Origin of the sequence: Sphaerisporangium rubeum (genome assembly GCF_014207705.1) — a bacterium.
Taxonomy (GTDB): Bacteria; Actinomycetota; Actinomycetes; order Streptosporangiales; family Streptosporangiaceae; genus Sphaerisporangium; species Sphaerisporangium rubeum.
Map to the genome: position 1 here is coordinate 4,960,651 of NZ_JACHIU010000001.1, position 23,557 is coordinate 4,984,207.

Annotated in this window: 18 protein-coding genes; 10 read left to right on the forward strand and 8 right to left on the reverse strand. The window is 72.0% G+C overall.

All coding sequences use genetic code 11. From position 1 onward, the window contains the following. Nucleotides 1-281: 281 nt before the first annotated feature. The 3 genes from BJ992_RS21240 to BJ992_RS21250 form a co-directional block, all read right to left on the reverse strand. Nucleotides 282-3,134 carry a winged helix-turn-helix domain-containing protein gene (locus tag BJ992_RS21240; protein ID WP_184983677.1) on the reverse strand — a complete coding sequence of 951 codons (2,853 nt, stop codon included), beginning with the start codon at nucleotides 3,132-3,134 and terminating at the stop codon, nucleotides 282-284. Nucleotides 3,135-3,213: 79 nt separating this feature from the next. Beyond that, entirely contained in the window at nucleotides 3,214-3,474 is a 261-nt protein-coding gene (locus BJ992_RS21245; protein ID WP_184983679.1) for a putative antibiotic biosynthesis monooxygenase, read from the reverse strand. 110 nt (nucleotides 3,475-3,584) lie between these two features. Further along, a complete protein-coding gene (locus BJ992_RS21250; RefSeq protein ID WP_184983681.1) occupies nucleotides 3,585-4,511 on the reverse strand; it encodes an NAD(P)/FAD-dependent oxidoreductase in 927 nt (308 codons plus the stop codon). Between the two features lie 79 nt (nucleotides 4,512-4,590). Between BJ992_RS21250 and BJ992_RS21255 the strand changes: the two genes are divergently transcribed. Together BJ992_RS21255 and BJ992_RS21260 are read left to right on the forward strand one after the other, a co-directional pair. After that, entirely contained in the window at nucleotides 4,591-5,196 is a 606-nt protein-coding gene (locus BJ992_RS21255; protein WP_221474917.1) for a helix-turn-helix domain-containing protein, read from the forward strand. Between the two features lie 70 nt (nucleotides 5,197-5,266). Continuing rightward, a complete protein-coding gene (locus BJ992_RS21260; RefSeq protein ID WP_184983684.1) occupies nucleotides 5,267-5,806 on the forward strand; it encodes an NYN domain-containing protein in 540 nt (179 codons plus the stop codon). Nucleotides 5,807-5,879: 73 nt separating this feature from the next. Here BJ992_RS21260 and BJ992_RS21265 read toward each other — a convergent pair whose 3' ends face one another. Further along, a complete protein-coding gene (locus BJ992_RS21265) occupies nucleotides 5,880-6,308 on the reverse strand; it encodes a hypothetical protein (protein ID WP_184983686.1) in 429 nt (142 codons plus the stop codon). Nucleotides 6,309-6,667: 359 nt separating this feature from the next. On the opposite strand from BJ992_RS21265, the gene BJ992_RS21270 reads away from it, so the two are divergent. Then, entirely contained in the window at nucleotides 6,668-8,512 is a 1,845-nt protein-coding gene (locus tag BJ992_RS21270) for an N-6 DNA methylase (RefSeq protein WP_184983688.1), read from the forward strand. A 203-nt stretch (nucleotides 8,513-8,715) separates the two neighbouring features. Here the strand turns inward: BJ992_RS21270 and BJ992_RS21275 are convergent, their stop codons facing one another. Further along, entirely contained in the window at nucleotides 8,716-9,117 is a 402-nt protein-coding gene (locus BJ992_RS21275) for a hypothetical protein (RefSeq protein WP_184983690.1), read from the reverse strand. Nucleotides 9,118-9,403: 286 nt separating this feature from the next. On the opposite strand from BJ992_RS21275, the gene BJ992_RS21280 reads away from it, so the two are divergent. The 3 genes from BJ992_RS21280 (at nucleotide 9,404) to BJ992_RS21290 (ending at nucleotide 16,114) form a co-directional block, all read left to right on the forward strand. Next, on the forward strand, nucleotides 9,404-12,238 hold the full coding sequence (locus BJ992_RS21280) for a helix-turn-helix transcriptional regulator (RefSeq protein WP_184983697.1): 2,835 nt from the start codon (nucleotides 9,404-9,406) through the stop codon (nucleotides 12,236-12,238). Between the two features lie 113 nt (nucleotides 12,239-12,351). Continuing rightward, a complete protein-coding gene (locus BJ992_RS21285; protein WP_184983699.1) occupies nucleotides 12,352-15,351 on the forward strand; it encodes an AfsR/SARP family transcriptional regulator in 3,000 nt (999 codons plus the stop codon). A gap of 100 nt (nucleotides 15,352-15,451) precedes the next feature. Continuing rightward, nucleotides 15,452-16,114, forward strand: coding sequence for a M15 family metallopeptidase (locus tag BJ992_RS21290; protein ID WP_184983701.1), 663 nt, complete (start codon nucleotides 15,452-15,454; stop codon nucleotides 16,112-16,114). Nucleotides 16,115-16,193: 79 nt separating this feature from the next. Here BJ992_RS21290 and BJ992_RS21295 read toward each other — a convergent pair whose 3' ends face one another. Both BJ992_RS21295 and BJ992_RS21300 read right to left on the reverse strand, forming a co-directional pair. Further along, the gene (locus BJ992_RS21295) at nucleotides 16,194-17,015 is read right to left on the reverse strand and encodes a nitroreductase/quinone reductase family protein (protein WP_184983708.1); all 822 of its coding nucleotides are present in this window, start codon (nucleotides 17,013-17,015) and stop codon (nucleotides 16,194-16,196) included. Between the two features lie 184 nt (nucleotides 17,016-17,199). Next, nucleotides 17,200-17,994: a class I SAM-dependent methyltransferase gene (locus BJ992_RS21300; protein ID WP_184983710.1), complete on the reverse strand. Its 795-nt coding sequence runs from the start codon at nucleotides 17,992-17,994 to the stop codon at nucleotides 17,200-17,202. 158 nt (nucleotides 17,995-18,152) lie between these two features. Between BJ992_RS21300 and BJ992_RS21305 the strand changes: the two genes are divergently transcribed. Next, nucleotides 18,153-19,856 carry an aminotransferase class V-fold PLP-dependent enzyme gene (locus BJ992_RS21305; RefSeq protein WP_184983712.1) on the forward strand — a complete coding sequence of 568 codons (1,704 nt, stop codon included), beginning with the start codon at nucleotides 18,153-18,155 and terminating at the stop codon, nucleotides 19,854-19,856. A 4-nt stretch (nucleotides 19,857-19,860) separates the two neighbouring features. Here the strand turns inward: BJ992_RS21305 and BJ992_RS21310 are convergent, their stop codons facing one another. After that, nucleotides 19,861-22,077, reverse strand: coding sequence for a PASTA domain-containing protein (locus BJ992_RS21310; protein WP_184983714.1), 2,217 nt, complete (start codon nucleotides 22,075-22,077; stop codon nucleotides 19,861-19,863). A gap of 6 nt (nucleotides 22,078-22,083) precedes the next feature. Here BJ992_RS21310 and BJ992_RS21315 point away from each other — a divergent pair, with 6 nt between their 5' ends. The 3 genes from BJ992_RS21315 to BJ992_RS21325 all read left to right on the forward strand — a co-directional run bounded on the left by BJ992_RS21315 (nucleotide 22,084) and on the right by BJ992_RS21325 (nucleotide 23,514). Continuing rightward, the gene (locus BJ992_RS21315; protein WP_184983716.1) at nucleotides 22,084-22,275 is read left to right on the forward strand and encodes a hypothetical protein; all 192 of its coding nucleotides are present in this window, start codon (nucleotides 22,084-22,086) and stop codon (nucleotides 22,273-22,275) included. A gap of 207 nt (nucleotides 22,276-22,482) precedes the next feature. Continuing rightward, complete coding sequence (locus BJ992_RS21320; protein ID WP_184983718.1) at nucleotides 22,483-23,160, forward strand: FHA domain-containing protein; 678 nt, start codon at nucleotides 22,483-22,485, stop codon at nucleotides 23,158-23,160. A 90-nt stretch (nucleotides 23,161-23,250) separates the two neighbouring features. Continuing rightward, nucleotides 23,251-23,514: a WXG100 family type VII secretion target gene (locus tag BJ992_RS21325; protein WP_184983720.1), complete on the forward strand. Its 264-nt coding sequence runs from the start codon at nucleotides 23,251-23,253 to the stop codon at nucleotides 23,512-23,514. Nucleotides 23,515-23,557: the final 43 nt, after the last annotated feature.

Here is a 23,557-nt window from a genome sequence, read left to right on the forward strand (position 1 = left end):
CAGGCGGTCCGGTGTCGCGGCCTTGGCCGAGCCATATCGGCCGATCGGCTGAGATCCCGTGATTTCTCGCAGGTGGTACGGCATCGCGGCCGTGACGGGGCCGCATCGTCCGATCGGGTGAGGACCAGTGCTCCCCCGCAAGCAGGCCGGCATCACGACCTTGGCGGAGCCACGTCATCCGATCGGATGAGGACCAGTGCTCCCCCCTCAAGCAGGCCGGCACCACGGCCTTGGCGGAGCCGCGTCATTCGATCGGGTGAGCTGAGTGATGGTCGCGGTCGTCACAGGAGATTGAGTTCTGTGGCTCTGGTTACGGCGGCGCGGCGGGTTCTCACTTCTAGTTTGGTGAAGATGTGTTTGGTGTGGGTGCGGAGGGTGTTGACCGAGACGTACAGGTGGCGGGCCATCTCGGGGCCGGTCAGGTCGGTCGCCAGGAGGCGGAGGACTTCCCGTTCGCGGTCGGTCAATTCTTCGGTGGTGGCCGGTGAGGTGGTGGTGACCGGTGGTGTCTCTGTGGCCGGGGTCAGCAGGTGAGCGGCGTAGGCGGTGGGCTCGGCGGTCGGTCGTTCTTCGGTGAGGGTGCGGAGGAGGTGTTCCATGGGGGTGCCTTCGTCCAGGAACAAGCGGCGGTAGCCGGCGGGGGTGGCGGCGGTGAGGGCTGTCTCCAGGTCGTCGAGTGCGGTGGTCGTGTCGCCGGTGGCGGCGTGGGTCAGTGCGCGGAGCATGTGGGACTCGATGACGCCGCCGATGCGGCCGGTGGTCGCCGCGGCGGTGGCGATGCGGGTCAGGGTGGATGTCGCCTCGGCCAGGTTCACGGCGGTGCCGTGGCGGTGCTCGGCGAGGAGCAGGCGGACGAGCGTGAGCTGGTCGTGCTCGTGCAGGTAGGCCGGTGGGTCGTTCAAGGTCACACCGGTGGTGCGCAGCCAGTCGGCGGCGGCCGCCAGGTCGCCTCGGGCCGCGTGGAGAGCCGCCTTGGTGGCGGCGATGGAGCGCAGGTCGGGGAAGAAGCCCGGCTGGTACGCGGCCTCGGCGTGGTCGAGCATCGTCAGAGCGCCGTCGAGGTCGCCGCGTGCGCGCAGGACCGCGGCCATGGTTCTGTACCAGCGGTGACGGTTCTCCGGCAAGGACGCGGCGTCGCCGAGGCGTCGTGCCGTGTCCAGGTGGACGGTGGCCGCGTCGAGGTCGCCTTGTTCGCGCAGGACGTCGGCGAGGCCGACGTGCAGGTCGCCGGTGGTGGAGAGCGGAACGGGGTGCCTCGCGGCGGCGGCCAGGGCTTGTTCGTACAGGCGGCGGGCCTCGTCGGGACGGCCGCGGCCGAACCACATGTCGGCGAGGACGACGGTCGCGCCGAGTCCGTCGGCGACGTTGCCGGCGGCGTGGAGGGAGGCGGCGGCGTCGCCGAACGTGTCCACGGCGGTGGTCAGGTCGCCGGCGGCCCAGGCCGCCATGCCGAGGAATCCGGAGGCCGCGCCACGCGTGAAATGGTCATCTGGCGTGGTGAGGTCCAAGGCGTGGCGAGCATGGATGGTGGTGCCGTCGACGTCGCCGCGGGCCTGGGCCACCGAGGCGCGGTAGACGGCGATCATCGCGGGTAGCCGGCGCAGCTCCTGGTCACGGGCCTCGGCCGCGTCGGCGAGCCAGGCACGCAATTCGCCGGGGATGTCATGGGTGCGGCCGGGTGGTGTCTCGCCGGCCTCGAGGGACGGTTCGGTACTGCCCGGGGACATACCGGCGACATCGCGGGATGTCTCGGTGTCACCGGGTGCCGTGTCGGCGGTGCCGCGTGCCGTGCCGGAGGTGCCGCGTGGCGTGCCGGTGGCGGCGTTGAGCCAGGTCTCCACGCCGTCGAGGTCGCCTTCGGCGAGCAGGGTCCAGGCGGTGAATGTGGCGAGGAGTGGACGGCGGCGGATGACGGGGTGCGGGATGGCGTGTACGTAGGCGCGTGCGGTGTCGTCGCGGCGTTCTCTGCGTAGTTCGGGGAGGATGAGTTCGACCAGGTCGGCGGTGCGTTCGAGGTCGCCGGCGGCCATGGCGTGGGTGATGGCGTCCGGCAGTGAGCCGTGTTCGGCGTGCCAGCGGCAGGCGGCGGCGTGCAGTTCGGTGACTCGTTCCGGCCGGGTGGACTGGAGGCGGGCTCGGAGCGCGTCGGCGAACAGGTGGTGGTAGCGGTACCGGTCGCGGCGGTCGTCGAGCGGCACGACGAAGACGTTGTCGCGTTCGAGCGCCTCCAGCGTCGCCTGTGCGCCGGCTTGTCCGGTCACCGCCTCGCACAGTGACGCGTTCATCGCGTGCAGGACCGAGGTGTCGAGGAGGAACCGGCGTACCTCGTCACGTTGGCGGTCGAGGACCTCCTCCACCAGGTAGTCGAGGACGAACCGGTGGCTGCCGGCGAAGTCCCCGACGAACGCCGCGACGTCGTCCCGTCCACGCATCGACAACGCCGCCAGTTGGAGCCCGGCGGCCCAGCCTTCGGTCCGTTGGTCCAGCGTGCCGACGTCGGTGTCGCTGAGAGCGAGGCCCATCACGTCGTTGAGGAGCGTCCCCGCCTCGTCCGGGGTGAACCTCAGGTCCGCGGCCCGCAGTTCGACGAGCCCGCCGCGGCTCCGGAGCCGCGCCAGCGGCAGTGGCGGGTCGGAGCGGGTCGTGACGGCGACGCGGATGTGCCGGGGCAGGTGGTCGAGCAGGAAGCCGAGTGCCTCGTGGACGGGCCGCGCGGTGATCTCGTGGTAGTCGTCCAGCGCGAGAACGGTCGGTTCCGCCATCGCGTCGAGGTCGTTGACGAGGCTGGTGAGCACGATCTGGCCGGCGAGGTCGCCACCCGCGTCCAGCACGGTCCCGGCGTCCCTGCCGACTCCGGGGTTCGTGGTACGGAACGCGGCGACGACGTGGGCCAGGAATCGCCTGAGGTCGTTGTCACCGGCGTCGAGCGATACCCAGGCGACCTGCCACGCGGTCCCGGCCTGTGCGAGCCATTGACTCAGGAGCGTGGTCTTGCCGAAGCCGGCCGGTGCGGAGATCAGGACGAGCCGGGCCGGGGTGTGCTCGGCGGCGGCCAGGCGATCGTGGAGGCGGAGGCGGGCCACGAGACCGGGACGCGGTTCGGGGACGTGGAGTTTCGTGGCCAGCACTGGCATGCCTCGACGATAGACCAGAGGATCCCGCCTGAAGTAGGCCGCGACCTGGGCCGGAGCCGCCGGGTGCGGGGTGGGTCGTTCAGGTGGCGCGTCGCGTCAGCAGGTGCGCGCGGAGGCGGTTGAGCCGGGGCATGAGGCCGTAGATGACGATCGGCACGGCGATGGTCGCGAGGACGAAGGTCCGCAGGACGGTGCCGGTGCCGGTCAGCCACGGCCCGAGGGTCAGGTTGAGGACGGTGAGGGTCGGGAAGACCGCGATCCAGATCATGAGCGCGAGCTGATGCCGTCCGGGTGGGCCCACCGGCTTCCGCGCGGTGTCGGGGGACCGGGGTGGGCCCATCGGCTTCCGCGTGTCCTCGGGGGGCCCATCTGGGCCCATCGGCTTCCGCGGGCTCTCCGGCGAGGGTCGGTGTGACATGACGGGTTTCCTCTCGTGGGTAGGGGGCTGTGTCAGTGTTCGTCGCGGTGTGCGCGGACGGCGTCGTGTACGTCCTCGTCGACGAGGTCGGCGTTGACGGCGACGGCGGCGGCCGAGCCCTCGCCTGCGGCGGTGATGACCTGAGCGCGCGGGTTGCGGACGTTGCCCGCGGCCCAGACGCCGGGAACGGTGGTCCGGCCGGTGGCGTCGGTGACGACCCAGCCGGTGGCGTCGATGTCGCAGCCGAGTGTGAGGAACAGGCTGTTGTCCGGCGCGAAGCGCGGCGGCACGAAGACGACGTCCCTGCCGACGATCCGGCCGTCGGTGAGCGCGACGCCGCGCAACGTGTCGTCCTCGACGACCACCCGTGCGACGTGTCCCTCGACGACGCCGACGGCGCGTGCGGCCAGTTGCTCGCGCTCGTCCTCGGTCAGGCTCGCGGGAGGAGCGAACAGGACGACGTCGTCCGACCACTGGCGCACGATCTGCGCGTAGCGGACCGCTTCCTGCGACCAGCCGAGCACGCCGAACGCCTGACCTCGGACCTCGTAGCCGTGGCAGTACGGACAATGCAGGACGTCGCGGGCCCAGCGCTCGCGCAGCCCTTCGACGTCCGGCAGTTCGTCGCGCAGGCCGGTCGCGACCAGGACACGGCGCGCGCGGACGGTGACACCGTCGCTCAGTTCGATCTCGAACCCCGCGCCGGTCCGCCGCGCGCTCGCCACTTGTCCGTCGACGACGTCTCCGCCGTAGTCCTTGACCTCCCGCCGGCCTTCGGCCAGCAGTTCGCCTGGCGGTGTCCCGTCGCGGGACAGGAATCCGTGCATATGTGTCGCCGGCGCGTTCCGAGGCGCTCCGGCGTCCACCACGAGCACGTGGCGCCGGGCCCGGGAGAGGACCAGCGCCGCGGACAGTCCGGCGGCTCCGCCGCCGATCACCACTGCGTCGTATCGATTCATGTCCACCAGGGTGCGGGGAGGTCTCCAGCAGAGGCAACGAATGTTGCTGTTTCCGGGAAATGTGCCGACCATGGGGGTCATGAGCGTCCATCAGCAGCCCATCGCCGACGCGCTCACCCAGGTGGGGCCGCGGCTGCAGACGCTGCGCAAGCAGCGCGGCATCACCCTCACCGCGCTCGCCGCGGCGACCGGCATCTCCAAGAGCACCCTGTCGAGGCTGGAGACCGGCCTGCGCCGGCCCAGTCTCGAACTGCTCCTGCCGCTGGCGCAGGTCTACCAGGTCCCTTTGGACGACCTGGTCGGCGCACCGGAGGTCGGCGATCCACGCATCCGGCTCAAACCCCGGCAGATCAACGGCCGCACGGTCCTGCCGCTGACCCGGCCCGGCGGTATCCAGGCATGGAAGATCGTCATCCCGCGGTCGCAGTCCACCCCGCGTCCGCGCGCACACGACGGCTTCGAATGGCTCTACGTGTTGTCCGGACGGATGCGGCTGGTCCTCGGCGAGCAGGACCTGGTGCTCGGCGTCGGCGAGGCCGCGCAGTTCGACACCCAGGTGCCGCACTGGTTCGGGAGCACCGGTGAGGGTCCGGCGGAGGTGCTCAGCATCTTCGACCGTCCAGGCGAGCGCATGCTGCTCCGCGCGACGGATGGACGTCCTTCGACCGACCTGGAGACCAGATAGTTACTTGTGCATCGAGTTCACATATGCTGTTCTGGAGAAGCACATCAGCTCTCATGGAAGGACGCGTATCGTGAGCACCCCCGTCACGGCTCTGCACGAGTTCCGCACGCGGACATCGCGGAGCAGCCGCCGTTCACGTCAGGTGGAGCACAAGGAGTCGCTGCGGCGCGGCCGGGCCATGCATCTGATCGACATCGAGAACCTCGTGGGATCGACGCGGCCCACGACGTGTGAGGTCGAGGAGATCATGGTGGTCTACGAGACGCTCGTCCCCATAGGAGCGAGGGACCAGTACGTCGTGGCGGTGAACCACAACGCGCTCCTGGCGGCCGGGATCGCGTTCCGCGGGGTGCGACTGCTCGCGCGGTCCGGGCCGGACGGCGCCGATCGCGCGCTGGTCGAGGCGGCGTACGACGACCGGATCGACCGGCGGTTCGAGCGGGTGGTGATCGGGTCGGGCGACGGGTACTTCACCGGACTCGCCGCGTGGCTCGGAGAGGCCGGCCGGCAGGTGACGGTGGTCTCTCGGGCCAAGTCGCTGAGCCGGCATCTCGCGGCCGCGGTGCCGGACGTCATCCGGCTGGAACCGCCGGCGCCGCACGCCGCCTGATCAGCTCGCGCGGGTGCCGCCTTGGAGGCGGCACCCGCTTTCCCGTTCACGCGCCTTGTGGACCGAGTTCGCGTCAGATGGGAATCGAGGCCGTCGCCGAGAGGTAGCCGTTGACCTCGACCCAGAAGTAGTTGCCCGAGCTCGACCGGCTGACGGTCTTGTTGGGATTGTTGTAGCAGCCGGTGGACGTCACAGACTGGCCGCCACTCGTGTATGTCTTCAGGCCGATGTTGTCGCACTTGGCGTCGTAGGCGTAGATGACGACATTGGACCCCGAGAGAGTCGTCCGGCCGTACGAAAGGTAGCTGCCGACGCAGTTCGAGCCCGAGTAGGCGTAGATCGTGGCGTAGGTCGTCTCGTAGGACCTCTTGAAGCTGTACGGGCCGTTGTTGGTGCAGATATCGGCGGACGCGGACGCGGACGCAGGCGTCGCGACGGTGAGCGTCGCACAGGCCGCCGCCGAAACCAGGAGAGAGGTGACCAAATTTCTGAATGTACGCATGGATTCTTCCTTCACGACGGGGATCGTCAGAATCGCCTCTGCTGTTCGTCGAAGTCCGGACCCGCAGAGCCGTAGGAAAAAGGAACCATGGACAGCCCGGCGGCCCTTGCGTGTCCGCGTCGCGTTCTTGCCTGTCCGTGCTCGGCAGGAAGGCCCCGGCCCGGGGACCGGTGACATCGAGCGGCGCGGTCCGTGTATTTGTTACACGTGTGAGGTGGCCGTGATTCCGAGATGTGGGGGTCTAGGCTACGGTTTGCTTGCGGGTGAGCAAGGGCCGGCGTGGGTGTGCCGGGAGAGATGAGCGGGAGGCCGTCATCAGCGGAGACGAGGCGACGGTCAGTTCGGCTGACATCGCGCGGATGGCGGGGGTGGGACGGGCCGCGGTGAGCAACTGGCGGCGGCGGTACGAGGATTTTCCCGAGCCGGTGGGAGGGACGGCGACCAGCCCGGCGTTCTCGCTGCGTGCGGTGGAGCGGTGGTTGCTGCGGCAGGGGAAGGTCGAGGAGCTGCCGTTGCGTGAGCGGGTGTGGCAGCAGGTCAGGATGGCGGGGGACGATCCGCGGCTCGGGGATGTGGTGGCGGAGGCCACCGAGTTGCTGCGGGGTCAGGGGAAGCCGCGGTCGGTGCCGCGGCGGGCCTGGGGGCTGATGCGGGAGTTCGCGCAGGAGGCCGGTGCGGCGGAGGTGGTGCGGTTCCTGCTGGAGCGGTTCGCCGACGTGCAGTCGCGGCGGCTCGGGGAGACACCGGGTGAGGTGGCGGGGTTCATGGTGCGGCTGGCGGTTCCGGGGCCGGGGACACCCATGGAGCCGGGGTCAGGGACGCCGATGGAGTCGGGGTCGATGACGTTGATGGATCCGGCGTGCGGGCTGGGGGGTTTGCTGGCGGCGGCCGGTGGGGTGGGGCGGGTTTATGGACAGGAGCAGGAGGAGGCGCTGGCTCGGCTGGCGCGTGCTCGGCTGGAGCTGGCGGGGGTTGATGGGGAGGTACGCACCGGGGACTCGCTGCGGGAGGACGCCTGGGCCGGGGTGAGGGTGGACGCGGTGGTGTGTCATCCGCCGTTCAACGAGCGCAACTGGGGGTACGAGGAGCTGGCGAGCGATCCGCGCTGGGAGTACGGGTTGCCGCCGAAGTCGGAGTCGGAGCTGGCCTGGGTGCAGCATGCGCTGGCGAAGCTGCGGCCGGGGGGGCTCGCGGTGGTGCTGATGCCTGAGGTGGCGGCGAACCGGCGGTCGGGCCGCAGGATACGGCGCAATCTGCTGCGGCGTGGCGCGGTGCAGGCGGTGATCGGGTTGCCGCCGGGGATGGCGCCGGGGACGGGGCTGCCGGTTCATGTGTGGGTGCTGCGCAGGCCGGAGCGGGACGACCGCACGCCGTCCAGTGTGCTGATGGCGGTCGCCGGGCCGGCGACGTTCGACGCGGTCGTGCGGCGGTGGCGCGAGTTCCAGGGTGATCCGGACGCGGTGGCGGACGTGCCGGGTGAGAGCCGCGCGGTGCCGATCATCGATCTGGTCGACGAGGATGTCGACATCAGTCCGGCGCGGCACGTGGGGGCCGCGGGGCCGGAGGGGGGTGACTACGCCGGGGTGCGCGCGGCGTTCCTGAGCAGGCTCGACCGCCTGGCCTCGCTGGTGCCGGACGTGCCGCCTGGTCAGGCCCGCGATCTGCCGGCGGTGCCGCTGGCGGAGCTGGAGCGCACCGGCGCGCTGGCCGTGCACCAGTCCGGCCGGTACGACGTGGACGGCGAGGGTGAGCCGGTCCTGGAGGCCGCGCAGGTGTTCGGCGGCGGGCCCGCCGTGGGCCGCGCGCGGCCGGAGGGCCGTACGGTGATCGTGCGGGGGGACGTGGTGGTCGCGACCCGGGACCGCGAGGTCGCGACCCGGGTGGCCGAGGAGTCCGGGTCGCTGCTCGGGCCTCGGCTCACGTTGCTGCGGCCCGATCCCGAGCGCCTGGACCCGTACTTCCTGGCCGGGTTCCTGCGGGGTGTGCCGGTGAGCGCCGGCGGCACACAGTCGGGGGTGACGCGGTTCGACGCGCGGCGCGCGCAGGTGCCGCGCCTGCCGATCGAGGAGCAGCGCCGGTACGGCGAGGCGTGGCGCGCGCTTTCGGCGTTCGAGGACGAACTGCGGGACGCGGCGGCTCAGGGGCTGCTCGTGGCGGAGTCGGTGGCGCTCGGGCTGGCCTCCGGCACGCTCGGCCCTCCCTGACCGGGACCTCGATCACCAGACGGGTCCCCCGACGCGGACCTCGATCGCCAGGCCGGGCCCGCGACCGAGACCTCGATCACCGAGTGGGCCTCCGACCGTGACCTCGATACCAGACGGACCCCCGGCCGGAACCCTGCCGTTCTTTGCGAAGTTTTGCCGATGGCAAGGCTTTTCCGGTCCGAGGGCCCGTGCGGCACAGGTCCCTACCTGGGACAACGAGGGACGTCCCGGTGTGCGGCGAGGTGGCCGTCGCCGGGCCTTACGGCCGCCAGGGCTCCCATGTTGTCGATGAGCGACTGGATGCGGGCCGTCTGGGCCACGGCCGACGTGATCAGTTCGGGCCGGGCCGGCAGGGCTTTCAGCAGAGCGCGCAGGCCTTCGATGGAGTCACTCAGGTCGCACGTGACGCCGGAGGTGAGGCGGCGCCGGTGGCGTCTCAGCAGTTCCAGGCGTTCGGTGTCCTCGCTGACGCGGCCCATGATGTCGTCGACGAAGCCGCGCAGGCGCGCGAGTTCGGCGTCGCGCCAGGCGCGACCCGGCGGTCCGGGGAGTCGTGCGAAGGTGAACCGCGTCAGCCGGTCGATGGTCAGGTCCACTGTGGTCATCCTTCCCGGGGGGTGCTGCGAAGGGATGTGCCGCGTTGACGGCGCCTTGACGATGCCGTTGACGGTGCCGTGAATTGGCCTTGCCTGGCAGCCGCCGTGGCGTCGGCCGTCCGGTGTCCGCTCTTGCCGTCGCGGTCCAAGGGCTTTGCCTTGTCAGTGGGAATGGACCGCTAGTTGAACGGTACGCAGCCGAGGCAGGGCCCGTATCGCACATCCGTGGGACATCTGGGTACGCGCGACCGGGGGTGTGTGACAGCGGCGCGGGTCCAGATGGTGTCATGGAGTCATGGGGGGCTTCTCGCACTCGTTCCTTGAGGCGGCGGATGGGCCTGGTTCGCAGCGGTCGTCATGGCGGGGATGGCGGGGCCGTGCGCGGGAATGGGATCTGGTGGCGCAGGCGCTCCGGTCGGCGAAGACCGGCCGGGGTGGGGTGGTGCTGGTCGAGGGACGGTCGGGGGCCGGGAAGAGCCGGTTGCTCGATCTCGCGGCTGCGGGGGCCGCCGAGCTCGGGCTGGACGTGGCGCGCGGCGCGGCGGACGAGGTGACCCGCCTGGTGCCGCTGGCGCCGCTGTCGTCGGCGCTCGGGGACCCGGGGCTGTTGTGGACCGGTGAGGAGACGGGGGCCACCGATCAGAGGCTGCTGATGCTGGAGCGGCTGCGGGGGCCGCTGGAACGCCGGGTGGCGTTGCGGCCGATGCTGCTCACCTTGGACGACACGCACTGGGCCGACCCGATGACCTTGCTGGCCCTGCGGTCCATGACCAGGGACCTCGCCTCCTATCCGCTCGTGTGGATGCTGGCGCGGACCAAGGACGGCGGGGACGACCGGCTGTTCGACGTGCTGGAACGGGACGGCGCGTCCCGGATCGCGCTGCCGCCGCTCGCGGGACCGGCCGTGGTGGAGATCGTCCGCGACCTGCTGCGAGCGGAGCCAGAGGCCGACGTGCTGGCGCTGACGGGCCTCGCGGACGGCAATCCGTTCCTGCTGACAGAGCTGATCCGGCGGCTGCGCGGCGAAGGGGTCTTCGAGATCGCCGACGGTCATGTCCGTACGGTCCCGGCGCGGCTGCCGCGGGTCCAGGCGGTGACGCTGGAACGGCTGCGGGAGCTGTCACCGCGTACCAGGCACCTGCTGCAGGTCGCCTCGGTGCTCGGCCGTACGTTCGCGGTGCAGGACCTGGCCGAGATGCTCGGCGAGCCGACCCACCGGCTGCTGCCGATGCTGGACGAGGCGATGAGCGCCGGCATCGTCGGATCGGCCGGCGAGGAACTGGCCTTCCGGCACCATCTGCTGTGGCAGGCGGTCACGGGGACCGTCCCCCCGGCGGTGGGACGTGCGCTGCACCGCGACGCCGGGGAGATGCTGCTCAAGCGCGGCGGGCCCGCCGTTCCCGCGGCGGCGCACCTGCTGCGCAGCGCGGGTCCCGGTGACGTGTTCGCGGTGCGCGGCCTGGACCAGGCGGCGCGCGAGGTGCTGCGCACCTCGCCGCAGACCGCGGCCGAGCTCGCGGGACGTGTGCTGGAGCTCAGCGACCAGGCCGACCCCGAGTGGCCGGAGCGGGCCGCGACGGCGGTGGACGCGCTGACGCTGGTGGGCCGGCTGACCGAGGCGGCCGAGCTGGCCCGTGCCGCGATGCGCAGGGCCTCCTCCGCGCAGACGCCGCGCCTGCGGTGCGCGCTGGCGTACATCCTGCTGCTGAGCGCGCGGCCGGAGGAGGCGCTGGCGGAGGCCGAGGACATGCTCGCCGGGTCGGATCTGCCGGAGCCGGTCCGCGACATCGTGGAGTGGACGGTGCTGTGGGGGTTGCTGTCGCTGAACGACCTGGACGCCGGACGGCGGCGCGCGGCGACGGTGCTGACGCGGCGGCGGTGGCTCGGCGGCACGGCGCCGGTGGGGGCCCGGCTGATGCTGTCGCGGTTCGCCATGGCGGACGGACGGGTCGCCGACGCGTTCACGCACCTGCGTGAGGCCGTGCGGATCTCGAAGGACGGCGGCGCGCTTCCCGCGCAGCAGCCGTACGCGCAGCTGATGCTGTGCCTGCTCCACCGGGCCGTGCGGCAGCCGGAGGAGGCTGACCTCGCGGTGCGGGCCGCCGAGGAGGAGATCGAGGCCGCGGGCCTGACGGTGCTCGCCGCGCACCCGGCGCTGTTCCGCGCGGGCCTGCACCTCGCGACCGGACGGCTCGACGACGCCGCGGACGAGGCGCGGGCCGCGATGACCACCGCCGAAGAACTCGGGATCCGCCTGTTCATCCGGATGGGACTGTCGATGCTCGCGCTGACCGCGGTACGGCGTGGCGACGTGGACGCCGCGGTGAAGCACATGCGCAAGCACCGGTCGGAGGGACCGGCGAACGGCATGCTGTTCGGCCTGCCCTGGCACCAGTGGGTGGACGCGCTGGTGACCGAGGCCCAGGGAGACCGCGAACGGGCCGTTGAGGTGCTGCGTGCGACGTACACCGACGCGCGTGAGCGGCGCTGGGCCGTCGGCACGGCGCCGCTCACCCCGGCGTGGCTGACCCGGCTGGCCCTGGACACGGGGAACGTCCCGTACGCGCGGGCCGTGGTCGCCACCGCCGAGCGTCTCGCCGGGGACAACCCTGGTTTCCCCTCGCTCGCCGCCGCCGCGGCGCACGCGCGCGGCCTCCTCGGCCGCGACCCCGATGCGCTCACCGGTGTCGTCGCCGCGCTTCCGCAGCCGTGGGACCGGGCCTCCTGCGCCGAGGACGCCGGGGTCCTGCTGGCCGCCGATCCCGGCGCGCGCGACCAGGCGGTCGCCTGGCTCGACCAGGCACTCGACGGGTACCGGCGCATCGGGGCCCAGCGGGACGCGGCCCGCGTGCGGGCCCGGTTGCGCGCGCTCGGCGTGCGGCGGCGTCACTGGGCCCAGCCGCAACGGCCGCCGTACGGGTGGGACAGTCTCACCGACACCGAGCGCGCCGTGGCCGGCCTGATCGCGCAGGGGATGACCAACCGCCAGGCCGCCGAGCGGATGTTCCTGTCCCCGCATACGGTGTCCACGCACCTGCGCCGCATGTTCCCCAAGCTCGGTGTGGCGTCCCGTGTCGAGCTGACCCGTGTGGTCGCCGAGCACTGTCCTTCCTTGCTGCACGAGCAGTGACCGACAATTCACATCTTTGGAAATAACAGGATTTTTCGCATTGCGCGCGGAACGGTGACACGGATTAGGTTTCTGACAGGGGATCCCGCCGAGCCTTTCAGGAGAACCAAACGATGGAGTTACGGCTCCTTGGTCCGGTCGAGGTGTGGAACGGTGAGCGGCAGGTGCCGCTCGGGGGTGGGAAGCCGCGCGCGCTGCTCGCGGCGTTGTTGCTCGACGCGGGACGGGTGGTGACCGTCGAGCGGCTGATGGAGGCGATCTGGCAGGAGGACCCCCCGGTGACGGCACGCGGGGTGCTGCAGACGTACGTCGCCTCGCTGCGGCGCGCGTTCACCGCGGCGGGACTGCCGGCGATCATCGTGTCGCACCGGGTGGGGTACGCCGCCGAGGTGCCGCACGACGCGCTCGACAGATGCGTCTTCGAGCGGCTCGTCGAGGACGGACGGCGCGCGGCGCGCGGCGGGGACCACGCCGGAGCGGCGCGATCGTTACGGGAGGCCCTGGCGCTGTGGCGGGGGCCGGCCCTCGGGGGGATCGACGACGCGTGCCTGCGTTCGGAGGTGGCGCGGCTGGAGGAGCTGCGGCTGACGGTGGTCGAGGAGCGCGTCGCGGCGGACCTCGCGGCGGGACGGGCCGAGGGCCTGGTGGACGAGCTGACCGAGCTGGTCGCGGCGCATCCGGCGCGTGAGCGGCTGAGGCGCGACCTCATGGTGGCCCTGTACCGGTCCGGCAGGCAGACCGACGCGCTGGCCGTCTACCAGCAGAGCAGGCGGGTCCTGGTCGAGGAGCTCGGCATCGAGCCGGGGCCGGAGTTACAGGCGGTGCACGAGGCCGTGCTGCGGTCGGACCCCGCGCTGCTCGGCCCGGCGAGGCCCGCCCCGCCTCGGCAGCTCCCTCCCCCGCCGCCTGACTTCACGGCGCGCGACGAGGAGATCGCCGAGCTCGCCGGCCGGCTCGGCAAGCCGGACGCGCGGCCGGTCTGCGTGATCTTCGGGCCGGGTGGCGTCGGCAAGTCGGCCCTGGCGCTGAGCGCCGCGCACGAGCTCGCGGACCTGTACCCCGACGGCCAGCTCCACGTCGAGCTGCGCGGCACCTCCGAGGCACCCGCCACCCCGCTTGAGGTCCTCGGCCGGCTGCTGAGGGAACTGGAGCCCGGCGCGTCGCCGCCGGCCACGCCGGAGGAGTGCGCCGCGCGGTACCGCACGCTGCTCGCCGACCGGCGCAAGCTGGTCGTGCTCGACGACGCCGCCACCGAACGGCAGGTGCGGCCGCTGCTGCCAGGCGCGCGCGGCTGCGGCGTGATCGTGACCTCACGCAACCGGCTGTCGGGCCTCGCCGGCGCCACGGTGCTCGACCTCGGCCTGCTGCCGGACGCCGCCGCCACACGGCTGCTCGCGCGGGTCGCGGGGCCCGAGCGCGTCGCGGCCGAGCCGCAGGCGGCCGAGCGGATCGTGCGGCAGTGCGGCGGCCTGCCGCTGGCGCTGCGCATCGCCGGCGCGCGGCTGGCGTCCCGCAGGCAGTGGTCGGTGGCACGGCTGGCCGACCGGCTGGCCGACGAGCAGCGCAGGCTGGACGAGCTGGCCGTCGGCGACCAGGAGGTGCGGGCCGGCATCGCGCTCAGCTACGACATGCTGCCGGGCCAGGCGAAGACCGCGCTGCGGCGCCTCGGCCTGCTCGGCCTGCCGTACTTCCCGGTGTGGGTGGCGGCGACGGCCATGGAGACCGGCCTGGACGAGGCCGAGCGGGTGCTGGACCACCTGGTGGACACCTCGCTGGCGAGCGTCGTGGACATCGACGCGGCGGGACGCACGCGGTACCGGCTGCACGACCTGATCCGGTTGTTCGCCAGGGAACGCGCGCACGCCGAGGAGGAGCGGGCCGGCCGTGAGGCGGTGGTGCGCCGTGTGCTCGGCGGGTGGCTGTGGCTGGTGGAGCGGCTGAGTGAGGCCGTGCCGACCGGCGCGATCCCGATGCGCGCCACGCCGGGTCTCGCGCGGCCGGTGGACGCCGAGGTGCTGCGGGTGGCGCTCGCCGACCCGCACGGCTGGCTGCGCGGCGAGGAGGAGGCGCTGATCGTCGCGGTGGAGCTGGCGGCGGCGCTGGACCTGGACGACATCGCGGTGGAGCTGGCCGCGGCGTTGTCGTCGGTGGCGTTCGAAGGCAGCCAGTACGTCTTCGACAACCCGTTCGCGGCGTGGCACCGCACCCACGAGGCTGCGCTGGCGGTGGCGCGGCGCACCGACAACGCGCTCGGTGAGGCGACGCTGCTCGCGGGGCTCGGTCACCTGTACTACGAGCGCGACCAGTACTCGGAGTCCCGCGAGTACCTGAGCCAGGCGTTGTCGCTGTTCCGCACCGCGCGGGACGCCAGAGGCGAGGCCGCGACGCTCGCCGCGCTCGGCGCCGCGTGCCGCGAGCAGGGGTACCTGCCGGAGGCGCTGCACTTCCTGAACCGCGCCGGCCTGCTGTGGGCCGATCTCGCCGACCCCGCGGCGCTCGCGCACGTCAGGCGGCTCGCCGGCAGTGTGCACCTGGAACGCGGCGACTACGCGGCGGCGCGTGCGGAGCTGACCGGCGCGCTGTCGCTGTACCAGGCCGAGGGGAACCGCCGCGGCGAGGGCCTGACGCTGCGCACCCTGTCGATGTACCACCGCGCGAGAGGCGAGCTGACGCGCTCGGCGGAGCTGTGCGAACGCGCGCTGGCGATCTTCCGGGAGCTCGGTGACCGGCTGCTTGAGGCGTACTGCATGCGGTCCCTCGGCAAGACCCTGACGCGGCTCGGCCGCCACGACGCGGCGCGCGGCGAACTGACCGGGTCGCTCGCCGTGACCCGATCGCTGCACGACCGGTGGGGAGAGGCCTGCTCGCTGCGCACGCTCGGCGAGCTCGATCTCGCCGAGGGACGGCTCTACCAGGCCAAGGAGCGCCTCACCGAGGCGCTGGCGCTGTGGGAGACGCTGCGCGCCGCGCTGTTCCGCGCACGCACCCAGCGCGACCTGGCCCGCGTGCACGAGGCGCTCGGGGACGACGACGCCGCCAAGAAGATCATGGCGGAGGCGCTGGAGACCTTCCGGCTGCACGAGGCACGGGAATTCACCGAACTCGGCGGCTGACCTCCCGCGCGACCACCGGTTACAGCGTCCTTGGAGCGGTCTACCGCATCATTGCGCACGGCGGCTCACCGGGAGCGCCTGGAGTGGTCACGGAGGGCCCATGTCGGAGATCGTGCTCCTGTCGGATCCGCGTATCCACGCGGTGCCGGTGAAGGAGTGCGGCGAGCCCCTGGTGGATCTGCGCGCCATGGAGGTCGTACGGGTCGACGAGCGGCTCGCCGATCCCGAGGGCCTGTTCGCGCACGTACGCCTGAGCGTGGCCGACCGGCTGGTCGCCGCGCAGACGCAGTTGCCGCGCGAGCTCCGCCTGCTGGTCGTCGAGGGTTTCCGGCCCGCCGCGCTGCAACGGAGCTACTTCGAGGAGTCCGTCGCGGCGCACCTGGCCGAGCACCCCGGCTGGGACGGCCACCAGGCGTACCTGGAGGCCAGCCGCTACGTCTCGCCACCGGAGGTGGCGCCGCACGTGTCCGGCGGCGCGGTGGACCTGACGCTGTGCACCGCGTCCGGCGTGGAACTGCCGATGGGGACGCAGGTCAACGCCACCCCGCCGGAGAGCGACGAGGCGTGCCACACGGCGTACCCCGGCATCTCCCCTGAGGCGCGGCGCAACCGCGACACCCTCGGCGCCGTGCTCACGGCCCTCGGTTTCGTCAACTACCCCACCGAGTGGTGGCACTGGTCGTACGGCGACCGCTACTGGGCCTTCGTCACCGGGGCCCGCTCCGCCAAGTACGGCATGAGCGACGGTCCCCCGGCCTCCTGAACCCGCGTGTGCGCCGCCGCTTCCCGGCGGCGCACGGGGCCGCCCGTCCACGGGGGCGCGGGCGGCCTTCACGCGTGGGTCAGCGTGCGTCGAGGATCGGGATGAGCTGGTCCTCTTCGTACGCCAGGTGTGCCTCCAGCTCGGCGATGAGCCGGTCCACGTCGGTGAGGAGCGTGGCCGTGTCACCGCCGTCGAGGGTCTTGCGGAGTTCGCCGAGGATGACGGCGACCCGCTCGTGTTCCTCGTGCAGGCGGGCCATGGTGGGGGCCAGCTCGGGGTGCTGCCGCGCGAGCGCGGCGAACATGCCTCTGTCCTCGCCGGTGTGGTGCATGTGCAGGCCCTGGCAGACGGTGAGGCAGTTCACGCGCAGCTGCGCGCCGAGCACCGGGCCTGAGCGCGCGACCTCGGCGCGGACCAGATCGAGCTCACGGCGGAATGTCTCGTGGATCCGCTTGAGCGCCTCCCCCCACGACGAGGCCGTAGGAGGACCGGCGAAGGCCTGGCGGAGCGCGACGACCGGCAGGACGCGGGACGTCTTGGCCTGGTAGGCGGCCCAGCCTGGGTCGGCCTCGGCGGCGCGCGCGAAGATCTCGTCGCGTTCCTCGCCGGTGAGGACGGTGGCGTGGGCCTCGTAGGTGAAAAGGCCGGTCTCCACGGTGACGACCGGGTTCGCCACGAGGTTGTGGTACCAGGCGGGGTGGCGGGGTGCGCCGCCGGCGGAGGCGATGACGAGGATGCGCTCACCGTCCGGCAGGTAGCCGACGGGGGTGGTGTGCGGGGCTCCGGAACGCGCGCCGGTGGTGGTGAGCAGGATCAGGCGCGCGTCCGTGAACGGCCCGCCGACCCGTCCCGCGTTGGCGCGGAACTCCTCGATGACAGACTCGTTGAAATCGATCGGCATTCGATTCTTTCTTCTCCAGGTGTGAAGCACAGGGGTTGGACGACAGGAGAGGAAAGAAGAAGGCGGGGCACGGGCCCGCCGCGCGGTCACGCGCGGGCCGGGTGCCTCACTCGCTTGTGGCCCATGGCCGACCCGGCAGTCACGGATCCGAGCCTAACGACCCCGGCCCGCCGGTGCGACGGATTTACCGGCGGTACGCGACCCGGAGCTCGGCCAGGTAGCGCTTGGTGACGTGGCCGCCGTGGCGGCCGTCGATGAGGGACGCCACGCAGCCGTACAGCCCGGCCCGCGCGTCCGGCGGCAGCGCGCGGTGGTTGGAGTAGGTGTTCAGCACGTCGACGTACCCGGCGGTCGTGTACGGCACGTCCCACTCGTGGCGGCGGAACTCCGGTGCGCCGAACCGGCCGGACTTCTCGATCTCGGCGCCGTCCATGGGGATGTCCGCCGCCGGGGACTGCCGCAGTCCCGGCGGGGTGGCCGGGTCGAACCGCTCGTAGCAGTCCTGCACCGCGACGAAGAAGTCGACCGTGCCGCCGAGCACGTGGTGGGTGGTGACGGTGGCGAGCGCGCCGCCGGGACGCAGGGCCGCGGCGGACTTCTCCACGCGGACGGCCGGGTCGATCCAGTGGAACGCGGTGGCGCAGAAGACGAGGTCGAACGGCTGTTCCGGCAGCGGCCAGTCCTCGAACGCCGCGGTCACCACCTCGACGCCGGCGAACCCGGCGAGGTTGCGGCGCGCCACCTTGGCCATGCCGGCGCCGAGCTCCACCGCGACGATCTCGCAGCCCATCTCGGCGAGCGGCACCGTGGCCTGTCCGGTGCCGCAGCCGATCTCCAGCACGCGGCACCCGGGGCCGGCGCCGGTGAGCTCGGCGAGGTCCTGGTAGAGCGCGGCCGGGTAGGCCGGACGGGAACGGTCGTACAGCTCGGCGTCCTCGTCGAAGGTCTGCCGCAGGCTGCCGCGATCACGGTCGAGCATGATCGCAGGTTACCCGACGCGCCGGGACGGCGAAATCGAATTATCGGCTTTCCAGGTAGGTTTACCTCATTTACTGCCGTCCGCTGATTTCCACGCTTTGTCGCCAGATATGTATGTCAATGATTAAACAATTGCGTCCAACGAGGCATGCTGGTCGGATGGTGACTCAGCAGGAAACGCGTGTGGAGCTGAAGGACGAGCCACCGGCGTCGCCGCTGCTTGAGCGGATCAGGTCAGGTGTCATCGGCGACGACGCGATCCTCCACGGTCCGTACGGCGCGCGCCGTATCGTCTACGCCGACTACACCGCGTCCGGCCGCTCCCTCGACTTCATCGAGGACTTCATCCGTGACCGCGTGCTCCCCTGTTACGCCAACACCCACACCGAGAGCTCCGGCACCGGCCTGCAGACGGGACGATTACGCGAAGAGGCCAGGAAGGCCGTGCACGAGGCCGTCGGCGGCGGCCCCGGCGACCTGGTGATCTTCTGCGGGTCCGGCGCGACCGCGGCCGTCAACAAGCTCATCGGCATCCTGGAACTGCGCCTCCCCGACGGGCTCGCGCGCCGGTACGGCCTGCTGGACCGCATCCCCGTACGCGATCGGCCGGTGGTGTTCGTCGGCCCGTACGAGCACCACTCCAACGAGCTGCCGTGGCGGGAGAGCATCGCCGAGACCGTCGTCATCGGCGAGGACCGGCGTGGCCAGATCGACCTGGCCGCGCTGCGCGCCGGGCTGGAACGGCACGCGGGCCGGCCGCTGATCGGCAGTTTCTCCGCCGCGTCCAACGTGACCGGCATCCTGTCCGACACCGACGCGGTGTCCGCGCTCCTGCACGAGCACGGGGCCCTGGCGTTCTGGGACTACGCGGCGGCCGGGCCGTACGTGCCGATCCGCATGGGGCCGAGCGCGCCGGGCCTGCGCGACCACAAGGACGCGATCTTCCTGTCCCCGCACAAGTTCATCGGCGGCCCGCAGACCCCCGGCGTGCTGGTGATGCGGCGCGACCTGGTGAGAGGCGGCGTACCTGCCGCGCCTGGCGGCGGCACCGTGCTGTTCGTGGACCCCGCGGGCCACCGGTACCTGGACGACCCGGTGGCCAGGGAGGAAGGCGGCACCCCGGCCATCGTCGAGTCGATCAGAGCGGGCCTGGTGTTCGGCCTGAAGCAGGCCGTCGGCACCGACGTCATCCAGGCCAGGGAGGAACGGCTGTGGCGCCGCGCGCTGGAGCGCTGGGCCCGCAACCCCGCCATCGACATCCTCGGCGACCGCGACGCGCGGCGGCTGCCGATCGTGTCGCTGCGCGTCCGGCACGGCGAGCAGTTCCTCCACCACAACTATGTCGTCGCCGTGCTCAACGACCTGCTCGGCGTGCAGGCGCGCGGCGGCTGCTCGTGCGCCGGGCCGTACGGCCACCGGCTGCTCGGCATCGGCGACGCGCGGTCCCTGGAGTTCCGCACCGAGATCGCGCGCGGCTGGGAAGGCGTCAAACCCGGCTGGGTCCGCGTCAACTTCAACTACTTCATCTCCGAAACCGTGTGCGACTACCTGATCGACGCCGTCGACCTGGTCGCCACCGCCGGCCACCGCCTGCTCCCCGACTACCGCTTCACCCCCACGACCGGCCTGTGGCGCCACAGGGACTCTCCCGCCACGCCACCCGCGAGCCTCGCCGACCTGCGGTACGACTCCCCCGCACCGGCCGCGGGCCGCGCGCCGGAGTCCGCGCTGCCGGCCCAGATGGACCAGGCCCGCGCGCTGCTGCGTTCCCGTCCCGACACGGTCGACCCACGGCCACCGGAGCTACCGGCCGGGTTCGAGCGGCTCCGGTGGTTCCCGCTGCCTGCCGCGTGCCTGGAGTGAGGGGTCACCAGATGTTGCAGATGCGGAACTCCCTGCCACCGAAACCGGTGGACTTGAAGTGGTTGTACTCGAAGCTTCCCGGCACGGCCCACACCCAGGTGCCTTCGCCGTTCATCAGCGCGAACAGCTCTTTGGTGCCGGCCGGTTTGTCCGAGAAGCAGGCGAAGGCCGGTCCTTCCGCGACGAATCCCGCGTGCTCTCCCGCGCCGGGTGAGAAGTAGTAGCTGCCGGGTTCATGGCACTGAGCGGCCTTCTGGCAGCTGAACCGGTAGATGGGAACCAGTCCCGGCACGCTGTTCACCTGGTCGGGCTGGTAGACCTTCCCGAGCGTGCTCTGCGAGCTCCACCCGGCCGGTCCCGCGCCGCCGGGGGAGATGAAGTTGGCGCGGCCCGGCGCGGGGGCCTTGTAGCGCAGCAGGTCGGTCGGCGCCGTGGACTCGTAGGTGTACGTCACCTTCGTCCCGGCCGCCAGCCGGCCGCCTGGCGGCGGGTCCTGCTTGATGACCTTGTTCAGGTCGAGCGTGATCTCGTTGTCGTTGGGTGCGCACTCCAGCGCCTCCTGGCGCAGCAGCGCACAGGCCGCGTCCGGGGCCTGGCCCACGAGGTTCGGCACCAGAGGTTCGCCGAGGTAGGTGACGGTGACCGTGCCGCCTGGCGCGAGACCGGCCCCGGCCGCGGGGGTCTGGGTCTGGACCACGCCGGTGGGTGCCCCGCGGCCGGCCTCCTGCTGCGCGCAGGCGAGACCCGCCTGCTGCACGGCCGCGCACGCCTCGGCGACCGGACGTCCCTGGAGGGAACCGACCTCCACCTGCGCCGGGGAGACCACGGTGACGGTGGTGCCGGTGGCGGCGGGGGTGTCGGGCTTGGGGTCCTGCTTGGTCACCACACCGACCTGCGTGGCCGCCTTGGCCAGGCCTTCCGCGCTCTGCGCGCACTTGAGCCGCGCCTTGAGCACCGCCTCGCAGGCCTGCGCGGCGGGGACGCCGACGACGGCGGGGACGGTGACCGGGCCGCGGTACCGGACCGTGACGGCGCTGCCGCGCGCCGCGCGCGTCCCCGCCGGAGGGTCGGTGGCGAGGACGACGCCGGTGTCCCCCTGCGCGTCCTCGCCGCTCTCCGCGACGGCCAGGCAGCGGAACTTCGGACGCAGCCGCGCGCAGGCCTGCTCGCGCGGCTTGCCGACGACGTCCGGCACGACCTCGTCCTTCGGTGTGGGTGCGGCGCTCGGCCGGGAGACGCGCGGTGCGGTGGTGACCGGCGTCACGGGCCTCGCCGGCGGCGGCTGCTCGTCCTGCTGGACGGTCGGGGTCGGTGTGGGGAGCGGCTTGTCGGACGGGCCGCCTTCGCCGCTGGTGTCGATGCTGGTCTTCTTGCCACTCGCGTCGAACGTCAGGGTGACGGTGCTCTGGGGGTCGTTCACCCAGACCCGCTCGTCGCGCACGGTGAGCTGGAACTCGTTCGAGGGGCTCGGCACCTTCTCGGCCCGCACCTCGCCGGTGGCGAGGTCGGCGATGAGGACCTGCAGGTCGGTGAAGTCGGGGACGTACACGCGTCCGTGGTGGACGACGGGTGCGGCGAAGGTGTGTCCCGCGCGGCCGGGGAGCCGGATGTTCCTCGCCTGGCGGGAGTTGAAGTCGCCGGTGGTCAGCACGCCGGTGCTCGGCACCACGACGGCGACGACCGGGGACGCCGTCCCCGGCTGCGACACCAGGCCGTCGCGCGCGCCGAGGTCGACCTGCCTGCGCAGGCCGCCTGCGTCGTGGAGCGCCGCCTGACCGGTGGCCTGCCGGTAGACGACCGGCAGGTCGGAGACCAGGGTGAGCGCGGCGGACTCGCCGGGCTCGGTGACCCGCTGACGGCCCTTCACGGTGGTGCCGTCGATCTCCAGGAGTTCGCCGTTCGTCACGGACAGGGCCCAGGCCGTTCCCTTGGAGTCGACCACGGCGGCGGTGACCGGCGGGGTGGTGACCTCTCCCGGCTGACCACGCTTGCCGTCCAGCTTCCGCAGCCGGCCGTTCCTGTGGTCGACGGTGTAGGTCTCGCCGCCACCGGTGGTGAGGTCGAGCTGTCCCTTGGCGTCCGGGTGCCTCTCGGTCCGGTCGGGCTTCAGGGTGTCGGTGGGGAGGCGGGTCGCGACGCCGGTGTCGTTGTTGACGACCCAGACGGAGTCCGGCCCCACCTGGACCACTTCAAGGGTTTCCTTGCCTACTGCGAGGTTCACTGCTGTTTGAGCGTCAACGTGCTGATTGTCGGCATTGACGCGCAGTACTTTGCCGCCTTTCTGCAGATAGGCACTGCCGTCCCCGAAAGCAGCCTTCGACGTGCGGTATCCCGCGCCGAAACCGACGGCCGTCACCAATGCGGCGACGGCGACACCGATTACTGCGCGATTGATCCAGATGCTGGGCTTTCCACCTGATGGGAGCCGTCGCAGCCGTCCTACGGCCGATCTTCCAGCGGACAACAGCGAAGTCACCAAGGCGGACATCAAGCTCTTCCATTCGCGAAACAAGCGGCCAAATCCAACACGCCATAACTGGCGATGTCCGAGAATAGGACCTTACGTCCACCCGGCGGCGTCGTGCGTGGTGGGAAACCCTCCCCAGAGAAACCGTTGGAGAAGATCATGACCGTGATGCGGGTCGAAAGGCGGGACCACGTCGTCGAGCTGACCGCCGATGACCGCCTCACCTTCGGCCGTGCACGCGACTGCACGATCTGCCTGGACCCGGAGGACACCGGCATCTCCCGCGTCGCCGGCGCCGTCGCGTACGACACCGGCACCTGGTGGCTGTCCAACGTCTCGGAGACCCGGCCGCTCTCGACGGTCGACGACCTCGGGTTCCGCAGCGTGCTGGCCCCCGGCCGCCGCGTCGCCGTCGAGTCCCTCACCAAGGTCCTGGTCGACGGCTCGCACCACCGCCACGGCCTCACCCTGACCCCGGCCGCGACGACCGCTCCCCCGCCTGCCGCCGTCACCCCGGCACCCGGCACCACCCCCACGGCGACCGGCGCCGAGGTGATGATCAGCGCCGCCGACCGCCTGGCGATGACGGCGCTGTTCATGGGCTACCTGGAGGACCCGCCTCGGTACGACCCCCACCCCAAGGACTACGCCGCCGCCGCGTCCCGGCTCGGCTGGCCGCGCACCACTCTCGTCAAGCGCATCGAGTACCTGCGCACCCGGCTCGACGCGGCGGGGGTCCCCAACATGAGAGGGTTCAACGCGCTGGCCAACCTCGCCGAGTACGCGCTCAGCCGGGGCCTGGTCACCCGCGAGGACCTCGCCGCGCTCCCCCGCTGAGGTCCGCTGGGAAACCCTTCCCATACCGCCGCCGCCGGTGCGCCGTCTAGCGTCGTCGCCGACATCGGACGACGGCGAAGGAGCCATGTGATGACGGTCATCGGCGGCGAGATCCCCCAGTTGCACTCGCTCAACTCCAACTTCCAGCGGCAGGCCACCGCCGTGGACACCCTGCTGCGCGAACTGCGCAACGAGCTGGCGGGGACGTACTGGCGCGGCGGCGCGGCCGACCGCTTCCGCGCCTCGTGGAGCAGTGAGTACGAGCCGGCGCTCACCCGCCTGTCGGCGGCGCTGCAGGACGCCGCCTCCGAGGTGCGCCGCCGCGCCGAGGCGCTGGAGCAGGTCGGCGGCTGACGAGTTCAGGACGGATCAGGACACAGGGAGGACCGGCGGTGGA

Coding starts and splice junctions, on each gene's coding strand:
- BJ992_RS21240 (WP_184983677.1), bottom strand. CDS start 3,134: ATGCCAGTGCTGGCCACGAAACTCCACGTCCCCGAACCGCGTCCCGGT.
- BJ992_RS21245 (WP_184983679.1), bottom strand. CDS start 3,474: ATGGGCCCACCCCGGTCCCCCGACACCGCGCGGAAGCCGGTGGGCCCA.
- BJ992_RS21250 (WP_184983681.1), bottom strand. CDS start 4,511: ATGAATCGATACGACGCAGTGGTGATCGGCGGCGGAGCCGCCGGACTG.
- BJ992_RS21255 (WP_221474917.1), top strand. CDS start 4,591: ATGAGCGTCCATCAGCAGCCCATCGCCGACGCGCTCACCCAGGTGGGG.
- BJ992_RS21265 (WP_184983686.1), bottom strand. CDS start 6,308: ATGCGTACATTCAGAAATTTGGTCACCTCTCTCCTGGTTTCGGCGGCG.
- BJ992_RS21270 (WP_184983688.1), top strand. CDS start 6,668: ATGGCGGGGGTGGGACGGGCCGCGGTGAGCAACTGGCGGCGGCGGTAC.
- BJ992_RS21275 (WP_184983690.1), bottom strand. CDS start 9,117: ATGACCACAGTGGACCTGACCATCGACCGGCTGACGCGGTTCACCTTC.
- BJ992_RS21280 (WP_184983697.1), top strand. CDS start 9,404: ATGGGGGGCTTCTCGCACTCGTTCCTTGAGGCGGCGGATGGGCCTGGT.
- BJ992_RS21285 (WP_184983699.1), top strand. CDS start 12,352: ATGGAGTTACGGCTCCTTGGTCCGGTCGAGGTGTGGAACGGTGAGCGG.
- BJ992_RS21290 (WP_184983701.1), top strand. CDS start 15,452: ATGTCGGAGATCGTGCTCCTGTCGGATCCGCGTATCCACGCGGTGCCG.
- BJ992_RS21295 (WP_184983708.1), bottom strand. CDS start 17,015: ATGCCGATCGATTTCAACGAGTCTGTCATCGAGGAGTTCCGCGCCAAC.
- BJ992_RS21300 (WP_184983710.1), bottom strand. CDS start 17,994: ATGCTCGACCGTGATCGCGGCAGCCTGCGGCAGACCTTCGACGAGGAC.
- BJ992_RS21305 (WP_184983712.1), top strand. CDS start 18,153: ATGGTGACTCAGCAGGAAACGCGTGTGGAGCTGAAGGACGAGCCACCG.
- BJ992_RS21320 (WP_184983718.1), top strand. CDS start 22,483: ATGACCGTGATGCGGGTCGAAAGGCGGGACCACGTCGTCGAGCTGACC.
- BJ992_RS21325 (WP_184983720.1), top strand. CDS start 23,251: ATGACGGTCATCGGCGGCGAGATCCCCCAGTTGCACTCGCTCAACTCC.